The following is a 19,011-nucleotide window of genomic DNA, read 5'->3' as shown; positions in this document are numbered from 1 at the left end:
CAACGACGACATGACAGACCACACGCCTTTCACGGGGCGCGCCGCCGGCGCGCGTGCCTTAGTCCGCCGCGCCAGCCGCTTGCCGGGCGCGACGCGCCTGCCGCTCGGTGCGGCGCTTCTGGTCAGCGCGGGTGTCGCGTTGTCGTCGGTGACGTCGGCGGCGTGGGCGCAAGCCGCGACAGATTCGACGGACACGACGAAAACGACGAACGCGCAGTCCACGCAGCAGCAGGACAAGACGCTGCCGTCCGTGAAGGTCGCGGCCAAACGCGATCTGGCAACCGACACCGAAAACATCAGCGCCGGCGCGCTCGGCACGCGCGCGCAGGTGGATACGCCGTTCTCGACCAACGTGAAGACGAGCGAGGACGCGAAAGATCTGTTCGCCAACACCGCGAACGATCTCTTCAAGTACGACCCGTCGGTGACGATCGTCGGCGATAACGCGACGGCTGAAAACTCCGCGTTCAGCGTGCGCGGCCTGCAGATCGACATGCTCAACGGCGTGAAGGTGGACGGCCAGAGCTTCCCCTCGTGGGACACCGATCTTCCGCTGGAGCCGTGCGAGCAGGTGCAGTTGCTCAAGGGGCTGTCGGGCTTCATGTACGGCTTCGGCTCGCCGGGCGGTATCGTCAACTACGTGGTCAAGCGGCCGACGGATACGCCGTATCGCAGCGTGTCGGTGGGTTATCAGTCGGCGGGTGTGTTCAGCGAAAAGCTGGATGTGGGCGGACGCTTCGGTAACGACGACCGCTTCGGCTACCGCTTCAACCTCGTCAACGAAGACGGCAATACTGCCGAGGCGAATGGCCATCTGCGCCGCCAGGTCGCGTCCGTCGCGCTCGATTTCCGCATCACGCCGGATCTCACGTGGAGCATGGATGCGTTCTACCAGAAGCGCAAAACGAACGGCACGCTGTTCGCGATGTACTTCGGCTCGGGCGTCGGCATTCCGGATGCGAGCACGATCAGCCACAACCTGACGCAGCCGCAGAACTACTACGAAACGGAAATGGCGTCGTTCGGCACGGGCCTCGACTACCGGATCAACGACAACTGGCACGCCAGCCTGAAGTACCGTTTTGCGAAGGAAAACCGCTACAACTCGGACAGCCTGCTGTACGTCTACGACAACGCGGGCGACTACTCGAACACGCTCTACGCGGCGCTCACGCGCTACTTCTACCAGAACGTCGATGCGATGGTGGAAGGCAAGTTCAACACGGGCAGCGTCAAGCATGACCTCGTGCTGGGCGCGGGCTATCAGACGCAGACCAGCGTGTACGACAACAGCACGGGCTGGAACGACGGCTACAGCCTCGGCATCGGCAATCTGTACACCAGCACGCTGCTGACCAACGACGAAGTGCATATCGGCGAGAACATGTATCGCCAGTCGTACACGTCGCAAAGCGCGCTGTACGCAAGCGATACCGTCGACATCACGTCGCGTCTGTCGGTGCTGCTCGGCCTGCGCTACACGCAGTTCAGGCAGACTTCATATAACACCGACTACACGGTCAGCGCGGGCTACAGCAAAAGCCCCGTCACGCCGACGGCGGCGATCATGTTCAAGACCGATCCGTATTCGACGGTCTATGCGAGCTATGTCGAATCGCTGCAGCAGGGTGGCGCGGCGAGCAACCTGAACGTGAACTACGGGCAGACCTTCGGGCCGCTGCGCAGCAAGCAGTATGAAGTGGGCTACAAGACCGATCACCAGAAGTGGGGTGCCAATATCGCGCTGTTCCGCGTCGATCAGGGCTACGAGTACACCAACACCGAGAACGTCTTCGTGCAGAGCGGCAAGAAGCGCTACACGGGCGTCGATGCGAGCGGCTGGCTGCAACTGGCCAACGACTGGCGTTTCCTTGGCGGCGTGATGTGGCTGAATGCGAAGGCCGTCGATATCGACGATGCTTCGATCGAAGGCAAGCGCGTCTACTCGACGCCGCGCTTCACGGCGACGGGCCGCGTCGAATACAACCCGTCGTATCTGCGTCAGCTGACGCTCGCGTTCGGCGGCAAGTATGTCGGCAATATGGCTGTCGATGCGGCGAATACGCAGTTCACGCCGGCCTACACGCTGTTCGATCTGAGTGGCAAGTACGATACGCGCATCGCGGGCAAGGACGTGACGTTCCGCGCGGGTATCAACAATCTGTTCAACCGTCATTACTGGACGGCTGCATACGGCTATTACGCGCTGCCGGGTGCAACGCGCACGGCGGTGGCGAGCGCGACGCTGCAGTTCTGATCCTGTTGTAGACGCAACGAAAAAAGCTCGAACGTTTCGACGTTCGAGCTTTTTTGTTTTGGGCTGTGCTGATTGCTGCGAGTTGTGTGTTTCGTGTTTCAGCAAGCGCCGCCGCTGTGACTACTGTGCAGCGCTGCCGTCGGCAGCAGGCGGCGCGACCATCGCCACGCCGCAGAACCAGCCATCCGATGCAGCGTCACGCGCCTGCCATTGCGAGTGCTTTTCCAGCACGTTACTGCACTGCACGGGCGGCATGAGATCCTGCGTCGTCGCCGTGCATTGCTGGACGTCGCGGTTGAATGCCTGGGTGTCGAGTGCCTTCGGTTTGACGGCGGGCTTGCTGACCGCGGCGAGGTCGGCATCGACGGGTCTGGCATGCTCGTCGTCGGGTGAGGGCGTGTGCAGCTGCTCGCGAATCTCTTCGATGCGCGTCGAGTACCAGTCGGTCAGACAGGCGATGTCCCGACAGTTTTCCTCGCGCCATGCCCATTTGCTGTCGCTGTCCTTGCGGTATGCGCGCGGATCGGCAGCCTGCTTGCGCGCCAGCCGGAACAGCTTGCCGAGTTCGTCGTCGGCTTTGGACAGGCCTTCATCGTGGCAGATCAGCGTTTCCGCCGGCGAATGCGCTTTCGCGCAGTTGAAGCTGGTGGCATGCGCATCGGTAAGCGCAAGCAGGCCGAACGCGGCCACGACGTAGCGATTGATCTTCATCGGCAGGCAGGAGCGGATAACGGGGCTGATAACTGAGCTAGTGGCATACGACGACGCACGTCACGGCGCTAATGCCCGCCGCCGCGCCGACCAGGCCGCCGAGCATGAAGGTCTGAAGCGACGTCGCGCATCCTTGCAGGCAGAGCACGGCCGCGAGCAGGATGGAAACAGTGGTAAAGCGCATTGGCCCCTCGGTGCAGATAGTCTCGACGTGCAAGCATAGGTGCCGCGTGCGCGCGCATTCGGGCGAGCAACGGGCGATAACGCCGATTGCTTACGAGAAGTTGCGTGTGCGTGAGGAAGTGGAAGACATACCCCGCGGACATAAGCCGCACGCGACGGCGCGCGCACAAACGTTCAAGACTGCGCGCCGTCGGACGCGCTACGCTGCGTGCCGTACGGTCGATCCGGATATCCAGCGCGAGGGCAATATGACGGCTTCCACTACGTTCACCACGACGGAACGGCCTCGGGTGCTGCCGCAGATCCGCGCAGCCGTTTTTCCGGGCGACACTGCGCGTCTCGTCGAGATCATTCGCGAGTATGTGAAGTGGCTCGATATGGATCTGTCGTATCGGGGCTTCGAAGACGAGATGCAGGCGTTCGAGCAGACGTATGCGTTGCCTTCAGGCATCTTCTTTATCGCGGACGCGGGCGAGGAACTGGCAGGCTGTGGCGGGCTGCTGCGGCATTCGGACGAAGTCGCCGAAGTGAAGCGCCTTTACGTGCGCCCTGCCTATCGCGGGCTTGCGCTCGGCGAGAAGCTCATGGCCGAGGTGATCGACAAGGCGAAGGCGCTGGGTTTCAGGAAGCTCGTGTTAGATTCGGTGCCTCAAACGGCTTTCGCGCAACACCTGTATGAACGTCTCGGGTTCAGGGAGACGGCTCCGTACTACGCGCATCCTGTAGCGGGAACGCGCTTTCTCGAACTCGTGCTGTGAGTCGATTGCAACGCTGGGTGCAATTGCAGCGTCCGCCACTTTGACTGCCTATGGCGCGGTTTTTTCCTACATAAAGGGAATAAAAGGTTGCAACTGCAACTTGATTTGCATTCGATGCAAACTCTGCGCACCCACAAACGTTAAATGTCAAACGCACATACACGGCCGGCATTGACCGCCGGCGTGTGCGAATTCATGTGAAGTATTAACCTCAGGCCTTTGCTGCCGTTATACATCGGCAGAGTGAGCGAAACTGGCCTGAGTAGATAATGCTTTTCTCCCCGACGGAACACACGTCCGACGCCGGATTTAGAAGCCGGTTTCACCGACGTTCGCTGGAACACCAGCGGCCCCTTTCAACCGTGACGATGGCGTTTACCGTCGTCGCGTACATCACCTTCGCGTGCGCGCGCAGCCTCGTCGAGGGACCGGCTGTGCCGCTTGCGTGGCGGCTTGCGTGCGCGCTCGCGCTGGCGCTGCTCGTGTTCGCGATACCGCGTACGAAGAGCACGTGGGTATTCGGCGGTATCGGCGTGATGTACACGCTGGTGCTGCTGGTGGGCATCGCGCTGAACGTCACGGGCCTGGCGGAGCCGCTGTTATGGGCGTTGCCCGCGATCGTGGTGATCTCGGTGTGTGCCGCGCCGCTGTGGCTCACGCCCGCGCACTTCTGCGTCGGCACGGTGCTGTTCTTCGCCGCAGGCACGCCGCTGCTGCTGAGCTTGCCGCATCCGCGCGGCGACGTCGGCATCGTGTGCTGGATGTGGATTCTGATCGCGGTGCCGACCTCGGCTGTGTTTCACTTCGGCTTCTACTGGTTCCGGCGCAATCACTTCCTGCTCGAAGACCGTCTTGCGCGGCTCGCCGCGACCGATCCGCTCACGGGCCTGCAAAACCGCCGCGCGTTTCTCGAACAGTCGGCGCTGCGCCTGTCGAAGCTGGACGAGGGCGCGAAGGTCAGCGCGATCTTTCTCGACATCGATTACTTCAAGTCGCTCAACGACCAGTTCGGCCACGCGGTGGGCGATCAGGCGCTGTCCGATGTGGCGCGCGTGCTGAAGGAATTGACGGCACACGGCGATATCGTGAGCCGCATCGGCGGTGAAGAATTTGCGCTGTTGCACGATGCCGCGCTGCGGCCCGCTGCGCAGCTTGCCGAAACGCTGCGCGCGGCGATCGGCCGTATCGCGCGTCCTGACGGGCAGTTGAGCGCGAGTTTCGGCGTGGCCGAATACCGGCCGGGCGAAAGCGTAATGGCACTGCTCGATCGCGCTGACGAGGCGCTGCTGCGCGCGAAGTATTCCGGGCGCAACCGCGTGTGCGCGGAGCGCGCGACCCTCGTCGATCCCGTGCGCCTCACATGGACGCACGATCACACCGACGGCGCCGCCTCGCAACCGATCCGCCAGCAGTGGGACGACTTCTGGCTCACTTCACATTTCCAGCCGCTCTACAGCCTGTCGCACCAGAAGCAGGTCGGTTTCGAGGCCCTGTTGCGCGGCGAGCGCGAAGACGGCGCGCAAGTGCCGCCCGCCGTGCTGTTCTCGCCGAAGCCGTTCACCGACCAGGGCGAACTGGACCGCACCAGTCATGCGCTGCATCTGGGCAACGCGCGCCGCCTGATTCCCGACGACGCGTGGGTTTTCCTCAACATTCTGCCCGCCACCTTCGTCGCCGACGGCTATCCGGACCAGCTTGCGCAGATCGCGCGTTCGGCGGGCATTCCGCCGGGGCGCGTGGTGCTCGAACTGCTCGAATCGCACGGCGGCAGCGTGGACGACATGTCGCGTGCGGCCAGTCAGTATCGCGATCACGGCTTTCTGATTGCCGTCGACGATTTCGGCGCCGGTCATTCGAATCTCGACCGGCTGCTGCGCATCCGTCCCGATCTGGTGAAGCTGGACGGCGAACTGATACGCGCAAAAAGCCCCGGCGCGGATCAGCCGATCCTGCCGAAGCTGGTATCGCTGCTGCATCAGGCGGGCATGCTGGTGGTGGTCGAAGGCGTCGAAACGACGGAGCAACTGATTCTCGCCGTCGAGTCGAATGTCGATTTTGCGCAGGGTTATCTGCTGGGCCGTCCGGCGGCATCCGTCACGCCGCCCGATGCCGTGCATCGCCGCATCGATCACGCGTTCGATGTGATCGCGGAAGGGCGCGCGCATCAGCATGCGCTGTTCGAATCGGAAGTGCTGCCGTACCGACGCGCACTCGACAAGGGTGTCGACGCATGGCTCAAGGGCATCCCGCTCAACGATGCGTTCTACGATCTCGCGCAGATGGAGCTATGCATCAGCTGCTTCGTGCTCGACGATACGGGCCGTCAGATCGGGCTGGAAGTGACGGGCAAGGCGGCGGGGATCGATGGTGGGTCGCTGCATCCCGTCGCGAATCCGCGCGATGCACGTTGGGACCACCGGCCGTATTTCCGCAACGCCGTGTTGAGGCCGGGCGTGCCGATCACGAGCAGCCCGTATCTGTCGCTGGCGAGCGGACGTCCATGCATCGCCGTGACGGTCGCGCTGCAATCGGAGGCGGGGCGCTGCGTGGTCGGCGCCGAACTGGACTGGTCGCTGCAGCGCTTGCCCTGGCCGACGGCCGAGCACTGGTGATGCGCGCCGCGCTAGCGTGATGCCGGGAGCGCCGGCTCGCCGGCGCTCGAATGCAGTTGCGTGAGCAGTGCGCGAGCCTGATCACGCAGATCAGAATCCGTGGGCCGCAGCGCAAAACGCAGCGATTCAGGCAGCCGCGCAAAATGCTTGCCGGTGCTGCGTGCGTAGGCGGGATCGTAGTGAAGATCGATCAACTGCTCGAACAGTTCGACGCGGCGATCGTCGTCGATCATCTGGTGCCATTGGCCGATGCGTACACGGCCATGCAATTCGACCAGCTTCGCGAGTTGCGCCTTGAACAGGTCGCGGTCGTCGAACAGATGCGCGTAGTCCTGCAGTAGCAGGCGGATCCGCTCGTCGCGCTGCGTTTCCACCGTGACACATGAACCGCGATGAATCTGCTCCGTCAGTGCGACGGGCAAAGAAACGGAGCCGATGCGGCGGCTCTCCGCTTCGACGAACACGGGCTGATTCGGGTCGAAATCGCGCAATGCACCGACCAGCGCGGTCTCGAACGCTTTCTGCGAAGGCTGCGGCGCATGCGGGATCGTGCCGAGCAGCGAGCCGCGGTGTGCCGCGAGGGCTTCGAGATCGAGCGTTTGCGCATCGGCATCCGCGAGCGCGTTCAGCAAACGCGTCTTGCCGCTACCCGTATGGCCCGCCAGCACGATATAGCGATAGTCACGCGGCAGCGCTTCAAGCAATTCGACGATATTGCGCCGATACGTCTTGTAGCCGCCATCCAGTTGCCGCGCGCGCCAGCCAATCAGATTGAACCACGTTGTCATCGACGCCGAACGCTTGCCGCCGCGCCAGCAATAGACCAGCGGGCGCCAGTTGCGTGGCCGATCAGCGAAGGTGGTTTCCAGATGCGCGGCAATGTTGCGCGACACCATCGCCGCACCTTGCCGCGTTGCCTCGAACGGCGACACCTGGGCATACATCGTGCCGATGATCACGCGCTCCTCGTTGGACAGCACAGGCGCGTTGATCGCGCCGGGAATGTGGTCTTCGGCGAATTCGAGTGGCGTGCGGACATCGACGATTTCATCGAATTCCGCCATCTGATCGAGCGGGACGAGAAGCGAGTTCAAGGGTTTGAACCAAGTGCTGCCGCGGCGCGGCGTATCGGCTGATTATCGCACGCCCGTTTCTTGTGTCTGTGTGCCTTCAAAGGCAAATATCTCACGTTATGATGTAAAGTGTCGTAAGGCGGTGTCAGCTGCAGAGGTGGAGGCGCAACATGTCGATTTCGTCGGTTTTGAACTGGTGTTTCGGAACCCAGCGGCCTCATGCCGCGGCGGACCCCGGCAACGGTGAAGCCGGGCGGAACGAACGTCAGGCGTTGCTCGATGAACTGCAGCGGCAGGCGTATCTGCGCGGCCTGTTGCAACTCACCTGCGCGGACGTGATGCGCAAGCCTGCCATCACGGTGACGGTGAGCGAGACGATCGGCGGCGCGCTGAAAGCGCTCGATACGCACCACATCAAACTCTTGCCCGTGGTGGACGCAGAAGGGCGGCTGCAGGGCGTCGTCACGCACGTCGATCTGCAACCGCTCGACGCCGTGCTGCCATTTCTGAAGCTTACTTCCGTTGCGACGGCACCCGAAGCCGAACGACGCGAGCGGCCGGTTACGACGGTGATGTCGACCCAGATTCATTCCGTCGATGCCGCTACGCCGCTCACGGAAGTCATCCCGCTGTTCGCTCGCAACGGCCATCATCATTTACCCGTGGTGGAGCAAAGCGGGCGCGTGGTCGGCATGCTGACTCAGGCGGATATCGTCAGGATCATGACGGGTTATCCGGGCAGCGTGTAGCGCTGCTCACGCGCTCAATTGACGCAGCGGCTCGCTGCGCGCGGCCACGTGGTCGATGGCTTCGCCAATCGCGCCGCCGATCAGGATCACAGCCGGGCTAGCCATCTGTTCTTCCGTGGCGCGTACTGCGATGTCACGCAGCGTCGCGCAGACGCGCCGCTCGCGCGATGTGCCTGCCCACTGCACGATGGCTGCCGGCGTATCGGGCGCGAGCGTGCTGCCGAGTGCTTCACTGATGCGGTCGATGCGGCTCGCTCCCATGTAGATCGCGAGCGTCATCCCTGTTGCCGCGAGCGCGGCCCAGTCGGGTTCCGTGCCGTCGCGCAGATGCGCAGTCACGAAGATCACGCCCTGACAGTGATCGCGATGCGTGAGCGACACGCCCAGCCCGGCCGCTGCCGCGAAACCCGATGAGATCCCGTTGACGATCTCGACATCGATCCCGGCGCGACGCAGGTCCGCGATCTCTTCGCCAGCGCGGCCGAACAGCAGCGCGTCGCCGCCCTTGATGCGCACGACGTGCTTGCCTTGCAGCGCATAGCGGCGCATCAGGCGCTGAATGAACGCTTGCGGCGTCGATTTGCAGCCGCCGCGCTTGCCGACCTTCACGATGCGCGCGTGAGATGCTTTCAGGGTCGCGATGTCTTCGTTCACGAGGTCGTCGATCAGCAGCACGTCGCCCGCGCCGATCGCTCTGGCTGCCCGCAAGGTCAGCAGATCGAGGTCGCCGGGTCCGGCGCTGACGAGTGTGACTTTGCCTGTGTTCATCCTGTTCTCCATCGCCTGATTGTCGAGTCGTGGCCGCCAATGCAAAACGGCGTCCCGTCCGTGCATGCACGAAGGGGACGCCGCTGTCCTGACTGATCTTGCCTGTGTCGATTGCCGCGCGCGCGATGTTGCGCGCCCAGAGTGTTGTCGATGCCGGCGCCTTTGCCGGCAGAAGTGAAGTTGCAAGAACGAGGCCAGTCTCTGTGATGTATCGGCATGGCAGGCCGGTTGACGCTCAGCGGGTCTGGCTGCGCAAGCCATGCATGCGTGGCGGCAGGCGGTGTTGACAACAGCATGGCATCGGCAGCGAGCGCACTCGCCCTGTGCTGCAACGCACCACGGCAGTGCCGCAACGCTCCATGATGACTCGCGCGGCGATCGGCGCAACAGGCCGTGCCGGTACGCGAACGCATGGCACGCCGCTTGCATCATCAGACGCCCGCGGCATCAATGGCGATGCCGCGCCTGAGCAGGTCTTTGAGCAGCATTGAATTGGACAACGGCGTCCCCTCGGTCTGGTTTCGTACCGGGCTGACGGGACGCCGTTCGCGTTTTGTTTATCTACGCACGTTCGCCGCATGGCACGCCAACGCGCGAAAGCAGACTGGAGACAACATGAAGCAGCGCATCTCGACACTGATCGGCTTCCTCACGCGAGACAAGGCATCGGCGAGCCCAGAGACGCACGATGAAGACGGCTTGCGCGACGGTGCGAGCCTGCGTCCCGAGCGTTCGAGAGAGCGGCGCGGCAAGCGCGCGCAGATGCGCCGCAGCGTGTCGTGGAGACCCGCGCGCACGGCACGTTGCGCGGGTTGAGATCGGCTTGGCGAAGCTGGCAGGATGAGCGGGTGTGTGCGTTGCATGTCGACAGCAGCCGTCAGCGTGCTGACGCTGCTCTGCACTTGAATGTCTGCTACTGTTGACGGACCCACATTGCACGTTGCATGCGTTGCGCGCTCCGCTTGCGCCGCGCCGCTCATCTCCATCGATAAGGACTGTCATCATGCAGACACTGGAATGCGTATTGCCCGCAGCCGCCGCGCTCGGCGAATGCCCGCGCTGGGACGAGCGCCGCGGCAAGCTGTGGTGGGTCGATATCCAGGCGCCCGCGCTGCACGGCTTCGATCCGAAGTCGGGGCAGGACACGGTCATTCCGATGCCTGAAAACATCGGCTGCTTTTCTCTGACTGAAGATGATGGCTTTATCGCCGGGATGCGCACGGGCATCTTCCTGCTCGATGCGAAAGGGCAGGTGGTCCGCAAGCTGTGCGCGAACCCGGAGAATCCCGCCACCAGCCGCTTCAACGATGGCCGTTGCGACGCGCACGGCCGCTTCTGGCTCGGCACACTCGACGAACCGAAAGCGGGTAACGCCGCGTCGCTGTATCGATACGCAACGGGCGCGCTGACGAAGATCGATGCGGGTCTGCTCACGTCGAATGGCATGGCCTTCAGCCCTGACTACAAATGGTGCTATCACTCGGATACGCCGCGTTTCACGATCTACCGTCATCCGTATGACCTTGGCAGCGGCGAAGTCGGGCCGCGCGAAGACTGGGTGAAGTTCGAACCGACGCCGACGGATCGCGGGCGTCCCGATGGCGCGTCGGTGGATAGCGAAGGCTATTACTGGTCGGCGTTGTACGAAGGCCAGCGTGTGGTGCGCATTTCGCCCGAAGGCAAGGTCGTGGAAGAGCATCGCTTGCCCGCGCGCTGTCCGACCATGTGCGCATTCGGCGGCGACGATCTGCGTACGCTGTATGTGACCACGGCGCGTCAGGGGCGTCCTGCCGAAGAGATCGAGCAATTCCCGCAATCGGGTGGCGTGTTCGCCATGCGCGTGTCCGTGCCGGGCCTGATCGAAAAACGCAGCGCGTTGCGCGTGACGGACTGAGCGCACGGCGGCGTATAGATCGCGCCTGATGGGGTGCACGGCGCTGACGGTATCATAGGCGCCTGTTCACGAACGCGACCCCATTGATCAGCATGTCGAGCACTCCACGCACTACCCGGCGCGTCTCCGAAACACGCAACGCGCTCGCGGGTCCGCCGCGCATGTCCGATGTCGCAGCACGCGCAGGCGTATCGAAGATGACGGTATCGCGCGTGCTGGCCGGGCGCGGCGTGGCGCCTGCCACGCGCGAGCGCGTGCAACTCGCCATCGACGAACTCGGCTATGTCGCCGATGCGGCGGCGGGCGCGTTGTCGTCTGGCCGCTCGGCGTTTGCTGCCGTGCTGGTGCCGTCGCTCGCGAGTTCCAACTTCTCCGACACCGTGCGCGGACTCACCGCCGCGCTCGAACCGCACGGCCTGCAACTCCTGATCGGCGATACCGATTACGACCTCGAACGCGAAGAGCGGCTCGTGCGTTCGATGCTGCGCCATCAGCCGCGTTGCATCGCGCTGACGGGCGCGCAGCATACGTCCGCGACGCGCGAACTGCTGTTGCGCTCGGGCGTACCCGTGGTCGAGATGTGGGACTTGCCCGCTACGCCTATCGACGCAGCCGTGGGTTTCTCCAACGTGAAAGCCGCGCGCGAGATGGTCCGCTATCTGGTTGGGCGCGGCTATCGGCGGATCGGCTTTCTGGGCGGCGCGAGCGAACTCGACCGGCGCGGTCTGGAGCGTCTGAAGGGCTATCTGCAGGAAGTCAAGGCGCAAGGCCTGGGCGAGCCGCGCGTAGTGCGCCTTGGCGAATCGCCGATCACGATGAGTCACGGCGCGCCAGCGCTCGATGCGCTCCTGCAGCAGTGGCCCGACACGGACGCCGTGATGTGCGTGAGCGACATGTCCGCCTTCGGCGCGATCATGCAGTGCCATCGGCGCGGCTTGTCGGTGCCGGGTGATATCGCCGTCGTGGGCTTTGGCAACTTCGAAGTGGCCGCGTGCTGCACGCCCACCATCACGACCATTTCCGTCGACGCGTATGGCATCGGCGCGCGCACGGGCGAGACGCTGCTCGCTGCGCTTGGCGAGATCGATGGCGCTGCGCAGCGCGTGTCCGTGCGGAAAAGCATCCGCGTCGACTACACGGTGATGGCGCGCGAAAGCGCGTGAGGCACGCGCGTTATCGTCGAACTGTCGGGCAGCTTTCGACGCCGCAACTGGGCACATTGCGCAACACGTTGCGGCTGAGCACGGGGATCACGCCGTGGACGTTCGGTGTGCGCGCGTTGTACGAGAATCTCGCGGCGCGTGGCCTGTTTGGTTCGAAAGCACAATAAATTTTTTCGCGGCACCATGCTGCGAATTTCGTAGGTAGAAAACGTTTGCGAGTTTCTGGATGTTTACTCGCAAACGTTTAAATAGTCAGGATGGCAAAATCTTTTATCTGCGCGCCATTCTTTCCCCATTTAAATATCTTTAAAGAAGCCTAAAGACGGGCAATTGGGCGTCGTTATACACAGAAGGGCAAAACCGGAGCGATCCGGCGACGCAAAGCTATAGGGACTCCGCAAGGAGTTAGCCAGTTGCCCGTTGCATCCGCAACGGGCCAATCGATGGACGGCAATGAAAGCCGTCGTCAGGAGGCATCGAGATGTTCAACGCTCGCCTACCCGTTACGGGTTCTCGCGCTATTCAATGGTTGCGTCGTGTAGCGTTGCTTGCAGTGGCACCGCTTGCCATTGCCGTTCACGCCAATGCCTATGCGGCCACTGTGTTGCCGCTCACGGTTCCCGCGTATTTCGATCCCGTCGGCAAGGGCGCAGGCTTCTGGAGCGATCTCGCGACCACGGCCGCCAAGGTTCCTACCACGGTCATTCTCAATCCCAATAGCGGCCCCGGCACGAATGCCGACGCCACGTATATCGCGGCTATTGCGAAGGTACATGCAGCGGGCGGACGCGTGATTGGCTACGTGTCTTCATCGTATGCAAAGCGGTCGTTGTCGGCGGTTGTGACGGACATCAACCGTTATGTCGCGCTCTACAAGATCGATGGTTTCTTTATCGATGAAATGACTTCGGATAGCGTGACCTCGCATATCCAGTTCTATCAATCGATCTACAACTACATCAAAGGACTGTCACCTGCGTACTCGGTGATGGCCAATCCGGGAACGAATATTCCCGAGCTGTATGCGAGCCTGCCGACTGCGGATCAGTTCGTCGTGTTCGAAGATTCTGCGAAACGTTACGCGAACTATGTACCTGCGAAGTGGCAAGCCGGTTATCCGGCAAAGCGTTTCGTGCACATGGTGTATGGCGCGACGGATGCACAGATGCCGGCGATCGCTTCGTATGCTGCGAAGCATGGTGCGGGGAGTGTGTTCATCACGTCGACGGGCTTGCCGAATCCGTATAAGAACCTGCCTTCGTTCTGGAGTCAGCTGGTGAGCACTGTGCTTGCTATTCAATAACCAATAAGAAGAAAGGCGCTTTACGCGCCTGTGTAGTTCGATGCCAGGCGCGGTTGGGCCTGGCGTTTTTTTTTCTCCACCGTGCAACGCGTGTGAGCATGCCATATCCGATTAATCGAATACGCTTAGAATGCGAGCAGAAAACGAACATCGTTCGTTGCATCGAGGCGCACGCATAGCGCCGTTTTCAATGGAGAGGATGTCGTGCACTATCTGAATCGCACGGTTGCTTTAATCAATCGCATGCTGCCCGTGCTGGGTATTGCGTTAACTTTAGGCAATAGCGCCACGGTATTCGCTGCAAGCCAGGCGGCGCCCAGTGCCGAAGCGTCCAAACAAGCTGCTGACATGCAAGCGGCGAGTGGCGATCATTTCATCGCCGACGACCCCGTCAAGGTCCGCGACATGCTCGCCCGCCAGATGCCTTCGACGGACAAGCACTCTATTACCGACCGTATCCGCAATCTCGCGCGCGAACCGTACGACCGTCTCGTCCATGGCAACGAAGGGAAGGCAGGCGATGGACAACGCACGTTCCTGTTCATGATTCCCGCGCCGCACGGCATTCTGTACCGCGCGAATACGGACATGCTGAGCGTGAACGTTCCGCTCTCCGGTGACGAACATCCCAATACCATCCTGCTGTATCAGAAGGTCGACGGGCAGAGCGGTCGCGGCCTGGTGATCGCGCCGGACGCGAAGGCGAAAGGCTTTATCCAGAAGATCGATTCGATCGACCTCGCGGCAGAGAGCGCGCAAAAGACCACCGCGCGCGGCCGCATCAAGCTCTCGCAGGCAGCGTTCGAGCAGGCCGACGACAACTTCGCGATCGTGCTCGTCTGTACGCTGGAACCGCCGTATCTGACGGAGGTGCGCGAACACGACGATCCCACCGACGAAGAACCCACCGACATCACTCGCCGCACTTCGACATTGCATGCGAATGTGCAGGCTGTGTGGCTCGTCAACCAGAAGGACAACACGGTATTGGCGAAGGGACTACGGCTCGGGAAGTAATGCCCAACACGCTTTTGGAAACCCACCGTGCGTATTCGAAAGGTTGCACGTACCCTTCTGCGACTTTTTCTTTCTGATGGGGTAATGTATATCGCTTCTCACAGCAGCGGCAGTCCCTCGCAACATTACACATCGGAGAATAAGCTATGAAGGCAAAGTGGGCAGCGGTTCTGATCGCGGCATCGACGTTCGGCGTGATGTCCAGCCAGGCAAGCGCACAGGTGGCAGGTTCGCAGACCATTGGCGTGAGCGTCGAGCAGGAAGCGATCATCGTCAACGGCTGGAGCGCGAAGAAGAGCCTGCTCGGCAAGCCGATCTACAACGAGCAAGGCCAGAAGGTGGGTGTGCTGCACGACATCATCATCTCGCCGGATAACGCTGCTTCGTTCGCAATCGTCGCGGCGCATCAGTTCCTCGGCGTGTCGCAGCATGACGTCGCCGTGCCGTTCTCGCAGATCGACTATGCAGATGGCAAGCTGGTGTGGGCAGGCGCAACCAAGGACGCCGTGAAGGCAATCCCCGCGTTCCAGTACGCAAAGGTTCGCACGACGCCGATGGCGCGCAAGGAATACGACGAGCATCACTAAGCGCTAGCAGCGCGAGCGTTCTCGCTCGCGCTACCTGCAGTTCGCATTTCACGAACCGCAGGCGCAAAAAAACGCGGCAGCCAGATGGCTGCCGCGTTTCATTTGAAGCTTCGAAAAGGCCGCGCCTCGCGGGCGATGGCCTTCGGCATTAGCCGCGTTCCAGGAACGGGCGCAGCTTGTCCGCGCGGCTCGGGTGATTGAGCTTGCGGATCGCCTTGCCTTCGATCTGGCGGATACGCTCACGCGTCACGTCGAACTGGCGGCCCACTTCTTCGAGCGTCAGTTCCGAAGCCGTGTCGATGCCGTAGCGCATACGCAGCACCTTGGCTTCGCGCGGCGTGAGCGCGTCGAGCGCTTCGTCGATGGCGCGGCGCATGTTCGCGTGAACGGCAGCATCGGCCGGCGACGTGGCCGACGAATCTTCGATCATGTCGCCAAGCGTCGTGTCAGCATCTTCACCAACCGGCGAATCCAGCGACGCCGGATTCTTCGCGATCTTCAGGATGCTGCGGATCTTCGCTTCGGGCATGTCCATGCGCTCGGCGAGCACCGACGGATGCGGTTCCTGACCCGTCTGCTGCACGATCTCGCGCTGGATGCGGTTCAGCTTGTTGATCGATTCGATCATGTGAACCGGCACACGAATGGTGCGCGCCTGGTCGGCGATCGCGCGCGTGATGGCCTGACGGACCCACCACGTTGCGTACGTCGAGAACTTCCAGCCGCGACGGTATTCGAACTTGTCCACCGCCTTCATCAGGCCGATGTTGCCTTCCTGGATCAGATCGAGGAAGTGCATGCCGCGATTCACGTACTTCTTCGCGATCGAAATGACCAGACGCAGGTTAGCTTCGATCATCTCGCGCTTGGCCTGACGCATCTTGCCTTCAGCCGAACCGAGCTGCTTGTTGATCTGCTTGAGCTGCTGCAGCGGCAGCGCGATCGACGCTTCGATGTCGACCAGCTTTTGCTGTTCTGACTGGATAGCCGGCAGGTGACGCTCGAGCGCCGGGCCATACGTCTTCGACTTCGCAGCGACGCGCATGGTCCAGTCGAGATCGGTCTCGTTGCCCGGGAACGATTCGACAAACGCTTCGCGCGGCATATCGCAACGGTCCACGGCGATCTGCAGGATGCTGCGTTCGATCGCACGAACCTGCGCGACCTGTGCCTGCACTTCCAGGCAGAGGCGGTCGATGGTCTTCGCGGTGAAGCGGATCGGCGTGAGTTCCTGCTGGATCGACTCGCGCAGGTTCGCGATAGCCGTTGCACGGCGCTTGTCCGTGACAGGCATGTCGGGAACGCTTGCGAACAGGTCGCGCACACGCGTGAAGATCGCGAGGCTATCTGCCGTCAGCTGTTCGAGACGCGCTGCGTTGGCCTTTTCGCCACCATCGTCCGACATGTCGCCGTCTTCGTCGTCCGAATCTTCGTCCGACGCGCTCGCTTCCAGTTCTTCTTCAGCGGCGGCTTCAGCGGCTTCGTCGTCGAGTTCGGCGGCTTCGTTCGGGTTGCTGATGCCGTCGACGAGTTCGTCGATGCGGATTTCACCTGCCACCACGCGGTCCACGTCCGAAAGAATGGTCGCGATGATCGACGGGCACATGGCAATGGCTTGCACCATGTCCTGCAGGCCGCCTTCGATACGCTTGGCGATTTCGATTTCGCCGGCGCGCGTGAGCAGTTCGCTCGCGCCCATTTCACGCATGTACATGCGGACCGGGTCGGTGGTGCGGCCGAATTCGGAATCGACCGTGGAGAGCGCGACTTCCGCTTCTTCATCGGCCTGATCGTCCGAAGCGGCAGCCGACGGGCCGTCGTTCAGAAGCAGGGTTTCCGCGTCGGGCGCGGTTTCGTACACGGACACACCCATTTCGCCGAACGTGCTGACGATGGTTTCCATCGCGGCCGTTTCGGTGAAATTATCGGGGAGGTGGTCGTTGATGTCGGCGTGCGTCAAATAGCCGCGCTCGCGACCAAGCGCGATCAGTGCGCGCATCTGACGTTGACGTTCTTCAACGAGGGATTCCATCAAGGCTGCGTCTTGCGGCACGACGGCGGTTTGCGCCTTGGCCTTGGCGGCGCGCTTGGGCGCCTTCGGTGCGGTGATTTCCAACTGGGAATTGTCCCGGTCAAGCTTTGCCAATACGTTCTCCTCGGCAGGCTGTTTCGCATCCCCGCGCGCACGGGTGCGGCAGGCAGCGTGGCCTGTCGGATCGTGAGGGAGGGCGGGGTGTTGCACGAATCGATTGACGCGGAACGATGCGTTCGAGGTCAGCGGAGCGACACTGACATGTCAGTGTTTTCTCACAACCCTCAACACAAAGCTTTCCAGTAGGACGCAATTCGACGCGTGCGGAAAAGTGAATCTGCGACTATAGCACAGAATGTGGTGCAGTGCACCAGTTTTATGCAGTTGCCGATGCCCTGTGCTGGTGCATGCGCATGGGTCAATGCAGGATCAACGATCGCGGGACAAATCGGACGCGACCACGCCGGCAAGTGCGGCGACCAGCAGGCAGCCGACCGTCAGCAGCGTCTTGGCGACGGCCATGCTGACGTGTTCGGGCCCGATCACGGCGAATGCGCCGACCAGCAAGCCGACCGCCGACAGCGCGAACATCGCCCACGGCGTGCCGCTGCGTTGTGCGGCGTCCTGCGCGACGCAGGCAGTGTCCTGCGCGCGTTCCGGTTCGGGAACGGTAGACGGTGTGGTCACGGCCGGGGCGCTCGACGACGAAGTGATAGATCCTATCTTATGCGACGCATCGTTCATTTCGACTACGTGTTTCTTTCGATCCGATAACTGGAGCAAGGCGGACAACCACCGCTGGGGGCGGGTGCGCTGCGAGATCCATCATGTTATGACATAACGGCGACGCCGTCAGCGCATCGCATGCGCGACGTGCAGAAGTACAACGTCTCGCGGTTGAGATTGGTTTACCTGCCTGGGGCCGCGGCCGTTGCACAGCCCTCTAGCTGTTCCGACATGCGCCTTCGCCACGACTCAAACGCTCCTGGCAGAAATCCAGATACGCACGAACAATCGACGACGGATGCCGGTGCGACGGATACAGCAGATTGATTTCCTGCAATGGCAGCGGATATTCGGGCAGCAGTTCGACGACACGCCCCGCCGCGAGATCGTCGTCGATCAGGAACGGCGGCAATTCCGACGCCGCCTCGCCGCGCAGCACACGGAACCGCAGATGCGCGTAATCGTTGGTCGACAGTAACGTGGCGGGTTGAAACTTCGCGTCGCCGAGTCGCCAGAGCGGGCGCGCGTAGCTGTTCTGCATCCAGGCGGCGCACGGATAACGGTGGAGGTCATCCGGCGAAGCAGGTGCGCCGAGTTGCTCGACGAGCGCCCGGCTCGCCACCAGCACGTGACGGTAGGCGAACATCCGGCGCGCGACCATCGATTCATGATCGATCGCGCCGACCCGCAGCGCGACGTCGATGCCGTCGGCCGTCAGATCGACGCGGCGCTCGGTCGAGTAGACGAACACCCGGATGCCCGGATAGCGATGCTGGAATGCATCGAGCAGCACCCACCACGGCTCGAACGACGGCGGCAGCGACAGCCGCAGATACCCCTTCAACTGCGCCTGCGAACTGAGCACGGCCTCTCTGGCATCGACCAGAGACTCGATCCCGCGGCTTGCGTGTTCATAGAGCCGCGTGCCCGCGTCCGTCAGCTTCGTGCCGCGCGCCGAGCGTTCGAGCAGTTGCACGGACAATTGCTGTTCGAGTTCGCGCATCTTGCGGCTCAACGTGGGCAACGGTACGCCGAGCCGCTGCGCCGCAGCCGACAGGCTCCCCGTCTGCACGACATTGACGAACATTTCGACCGCGTTCAGATCCATCGTGAGAGCTTCTCAAATTTGAGAGGGCGCATACCGATTATCGCCGTTCCCGTTCGGAAATCGATGGATC

17 protein-coding genes, 1 pseudogene and 1 riboswitch are annotated in these 19,011 nt (G+C 62.3%); of the genes and pseudogenes, 11 read left to right on the top strand and 7 right to left on the bottom strand.

The features are described 5' to 3' along the window. Window positions 1–10: 10 nt before the first annotated feature. A complete protein-coding gene (locus tag DK391_RS23670; protein WP_109480422.1) occupies window positions 11–2,257 on the top strand; it encodes a TonB-dependent receptor in 2,247 nt (748 codons plus the stop codon). A gap of 120 nt (window positions 2,258–2,377) precedes the next feature. Here the strand turns inward: DK391_RS23670 and DK391_RS23665 are convergent, their stop codons facing one another. Next, window positions 2,378–2,968 carry a hypothetical protein gene (locus DK391_RS23665; protein WP_109480421.1) on the bottom strand — a complete coding sequence of 197 codons (591 nt, stop codon included), beginning with the start codon at window positions 2,966–2,968 and terminating at the stop codon, window positions 2,378–2,380. Between the two features lie 37 nt (window positions 2,969–3,005). Beyond that, window positions 3,006–3,152 (bottom strand): hypothetical protein, encoded by a 147-nt coding sequence (locus tag DK391_RS44955; RefSeq protein ID WP_167528684.1) that lies wholly within the window; start codon window positions 3,150–3,152, stop codon window positions 3,006–3,008. Window positions 3,153–3,198: 46 nt separating this feature from the next. On the opposite strand from DK391_RS44955, the gene DK391_RS23660 reads away from it, so the two are divergent. Further along, on the top strand, window positions 3,199–3,909 hold the full coding sequence (locus DK391_RS23660) for a GNAT family N-acetyltransferase (RefSeq protein WP_239482928.1): 711 nt from the start codon (window positions 3,199–3,201) through the stop codon (window positions 3,907–3,909). A 269-nt stretch (window positions 3,910–4,178) separates the two neighbouring features. After that, window positions 4,179–6,521, top strand: coding sequence for a bifunctional diguanylate cyclase/phosphodiesterase (locus tag DK391_RS23655; protein ID WP_109480420.1), 2,343 nt, complete (start codon window positions 4,179–4,181; stop codon window positions 6,519–6,521). 11 nt (window positions 6,522–6,532) lie between these two features. Here DK391_RS23655 and mnmH read toward each other — a convergent pair whose 3' ends face one another. Then, window positions 6,533–7,615, bottom strand: a complete 1,083-nt coding sequence (gene mnmH / locus DK391_RS23650) for a tRNA 2-selenouridine(34) synthase MnmH (RefSeq protein WP_109480419.1) — start codon at window positions 7,613–7,615, stop codon at window positions 6,533–6,535. Between the two features lie 149 nt (window positions 7,616–7,764). On the opposite strand from mnmH, the gene DK391_RS23645 reads away from it, so the two are divergent. Next, a complete protein-coding gene (locus DK391_RS23645; protein ID WP_109480418.1) occupies window positions 7,765–8,343 on the top strand; it encodes a CBS domain-containing protein in 579 nt (192 codons plus the stop codon). Window positions 8,344–8,349: 6 nt separating this feature from the next. Here DK391_RS23645 and cobA read toward each other — a convergent pair whose 3' ends face one another. Beyond that, the gene (gene cobA / locus DK391_RS23640) at window positions 8,350–9,111 is read right to left on the bottom strand and encodes a uroporphyrinogen-III C-methyltransferase (RefSeq protein ID WP_109480417.1); all 762 of its coding nucleotides are present in this window, start codon (window positions 9,109–9,111) and stop codon (window positions 8,350–8,352) included. A gap of 615 nt (window positions 9,112–9,726) precedes the next feature. Here cobA and DK391_RS23635 point away from each other — a divergent pair. The 7 genes and pseudogenes from DK391_RS23635 (at window position 9,727) to DK391_RS23605 (ending at window position 15,075) form a co-directional block, all read left to right on the top strand. Beyond that, window positions 9,727–9,927 (top strand): hypothetical protein, encoded by a 201-nt coding sequence (locus DK391_RS23635; protein WP_109480447.1) that lies wholly within the window; start codon window positions 9,727–9,729, stop codon window positions 9,925–9,927. A 187-nt stretch (window positions 9,928–10,114) separates the two neighbouring features. Next, window positions 10,115–11,005, top strand: a complete 891-nt coding sequence (locus DK391_RS23630) for an SMP-30/gluconolactonase/LRE family protein (RefSeq protein ID WP_109480416.1) — start codon at window positions 10,115–10,117, stop codon at window positions 11,003–11,005. Between the two features lie 161 nt (window positions 11,006–11,166). Beyond that, window positions 11,167–12,168, top strand: a complete 1,002-nt coding sequence (locus DK391_RS23625; RefSeq protein WP_109480446.1) for a LacI family DNA-binding transcriptional regulator — start codon at window positions 11,167–11,169, stop codon at window positions 12,166–12,168. 35 nt (window positions 12,169–12,203) lie between these two features. After that, window positions 12,204–12,335, top strand: a pseudogene (locus tag DK391_RS23620) (fumarylacetoacetate hydrolase); the annotation flags it as partial. A 176-nt stretch (window positions 12,336–12,511) separates the two neighbouring features. Then, window positions 12,512–12,589, top strand: a riboswitch (cyclic di-GMP riboswitch). 60 nt (window positions 12,590–12,649) lie between these two features. Further along, entirely contained in the window at window positions 12,650–13,471 is an 822-nt protein-coding gene (locus DK391_RS23615; protein WP_109480415.1) for a spherulation-specific family 4 protein, read from the top strand. 204 nt (window positions 13,472–13,675) lie between these two features. Then, window positions 13,676–14,488 (top strand): hypothetical protein, encoded by an 813-nt coding sequence (locus tag DK391_RS23610; RefSeq protein ID WP_109480414.1) that lies wholly within the window; start codon window positions 13,676–13,678, stop codon window positions 14,486–14,488. A 146-nt stretch (window positions 14,489–14,634) separates the two neighbouring features. Continuing rightward, entirely contained in the window at window positions 14,635–15,075 is a 441-nt protein-coding gene (locus tag DK391_RS23605; RefSeq protein WP_109480413.1) for a PRC-barrel domain-containing protein, read from the top strand. A 148-nt stretch (window positions 15,076–15,223) separates the two neighbouring features. Here DK391_RS23605 and rpoD read toward each other — a convergent pair whose 3' ends face one another. The 3 genes from rpoD to DK391_RS23590 form a co-directional block, all read right to left on the bottom strand. After that, a complete protein-coding gene (rpoD, locus tag DK391_RS23600; RefSeq protein ID WP_109480412.1) occupies window positions 15,224–17,221 on the bottom strand; it encodes an RNA polymerase sigma factor RpoD in 1,998 nt (665 codons plus the stop codon). 315 nt (window positions 17,222–17,536) lie between these two features. Then, the gene (locus DK391_RS23595) at window positions 17,537–17,794 is read right to left on the bottom strand and encodes a hypothetical protein (protein ID WP_239482927.1); all 258 of its coding nucleotides are present in this window, start codon (window positions 17,792–17,794) and stop codon (window positions 17,537–17,539) included. Window positions 17,795–18,050: 256 nt separating this feature from the next. Continuing rightward, window positions 18,051–18,941, bottom strand: a complete 891-nt coding sequence (locus DK391_RS23590) for a LysR family transcriptional regulator (RefSeq protein WP_109480410.1) — start codon at window positions 18,939–18,941, stop codon at window positions 18,051–18,053. Window positions 18,942–19,011: the final 70 nt, after the last annotated feature.

Source organism: Paraburkholderia sp. C35, assembly GCF_003121405.1.
Classification (GTDB): Bacteria; Pseudomonadota; Gammaproteobacteria; order Burkholderiales; family Burkholderiaceae; genus Paraburkholderia.
The sequence above is the reverse complement of the archived record's forward strand: the minus strand, read 5'-3'. Positions and strand labels throughout refer to the sequence as shown.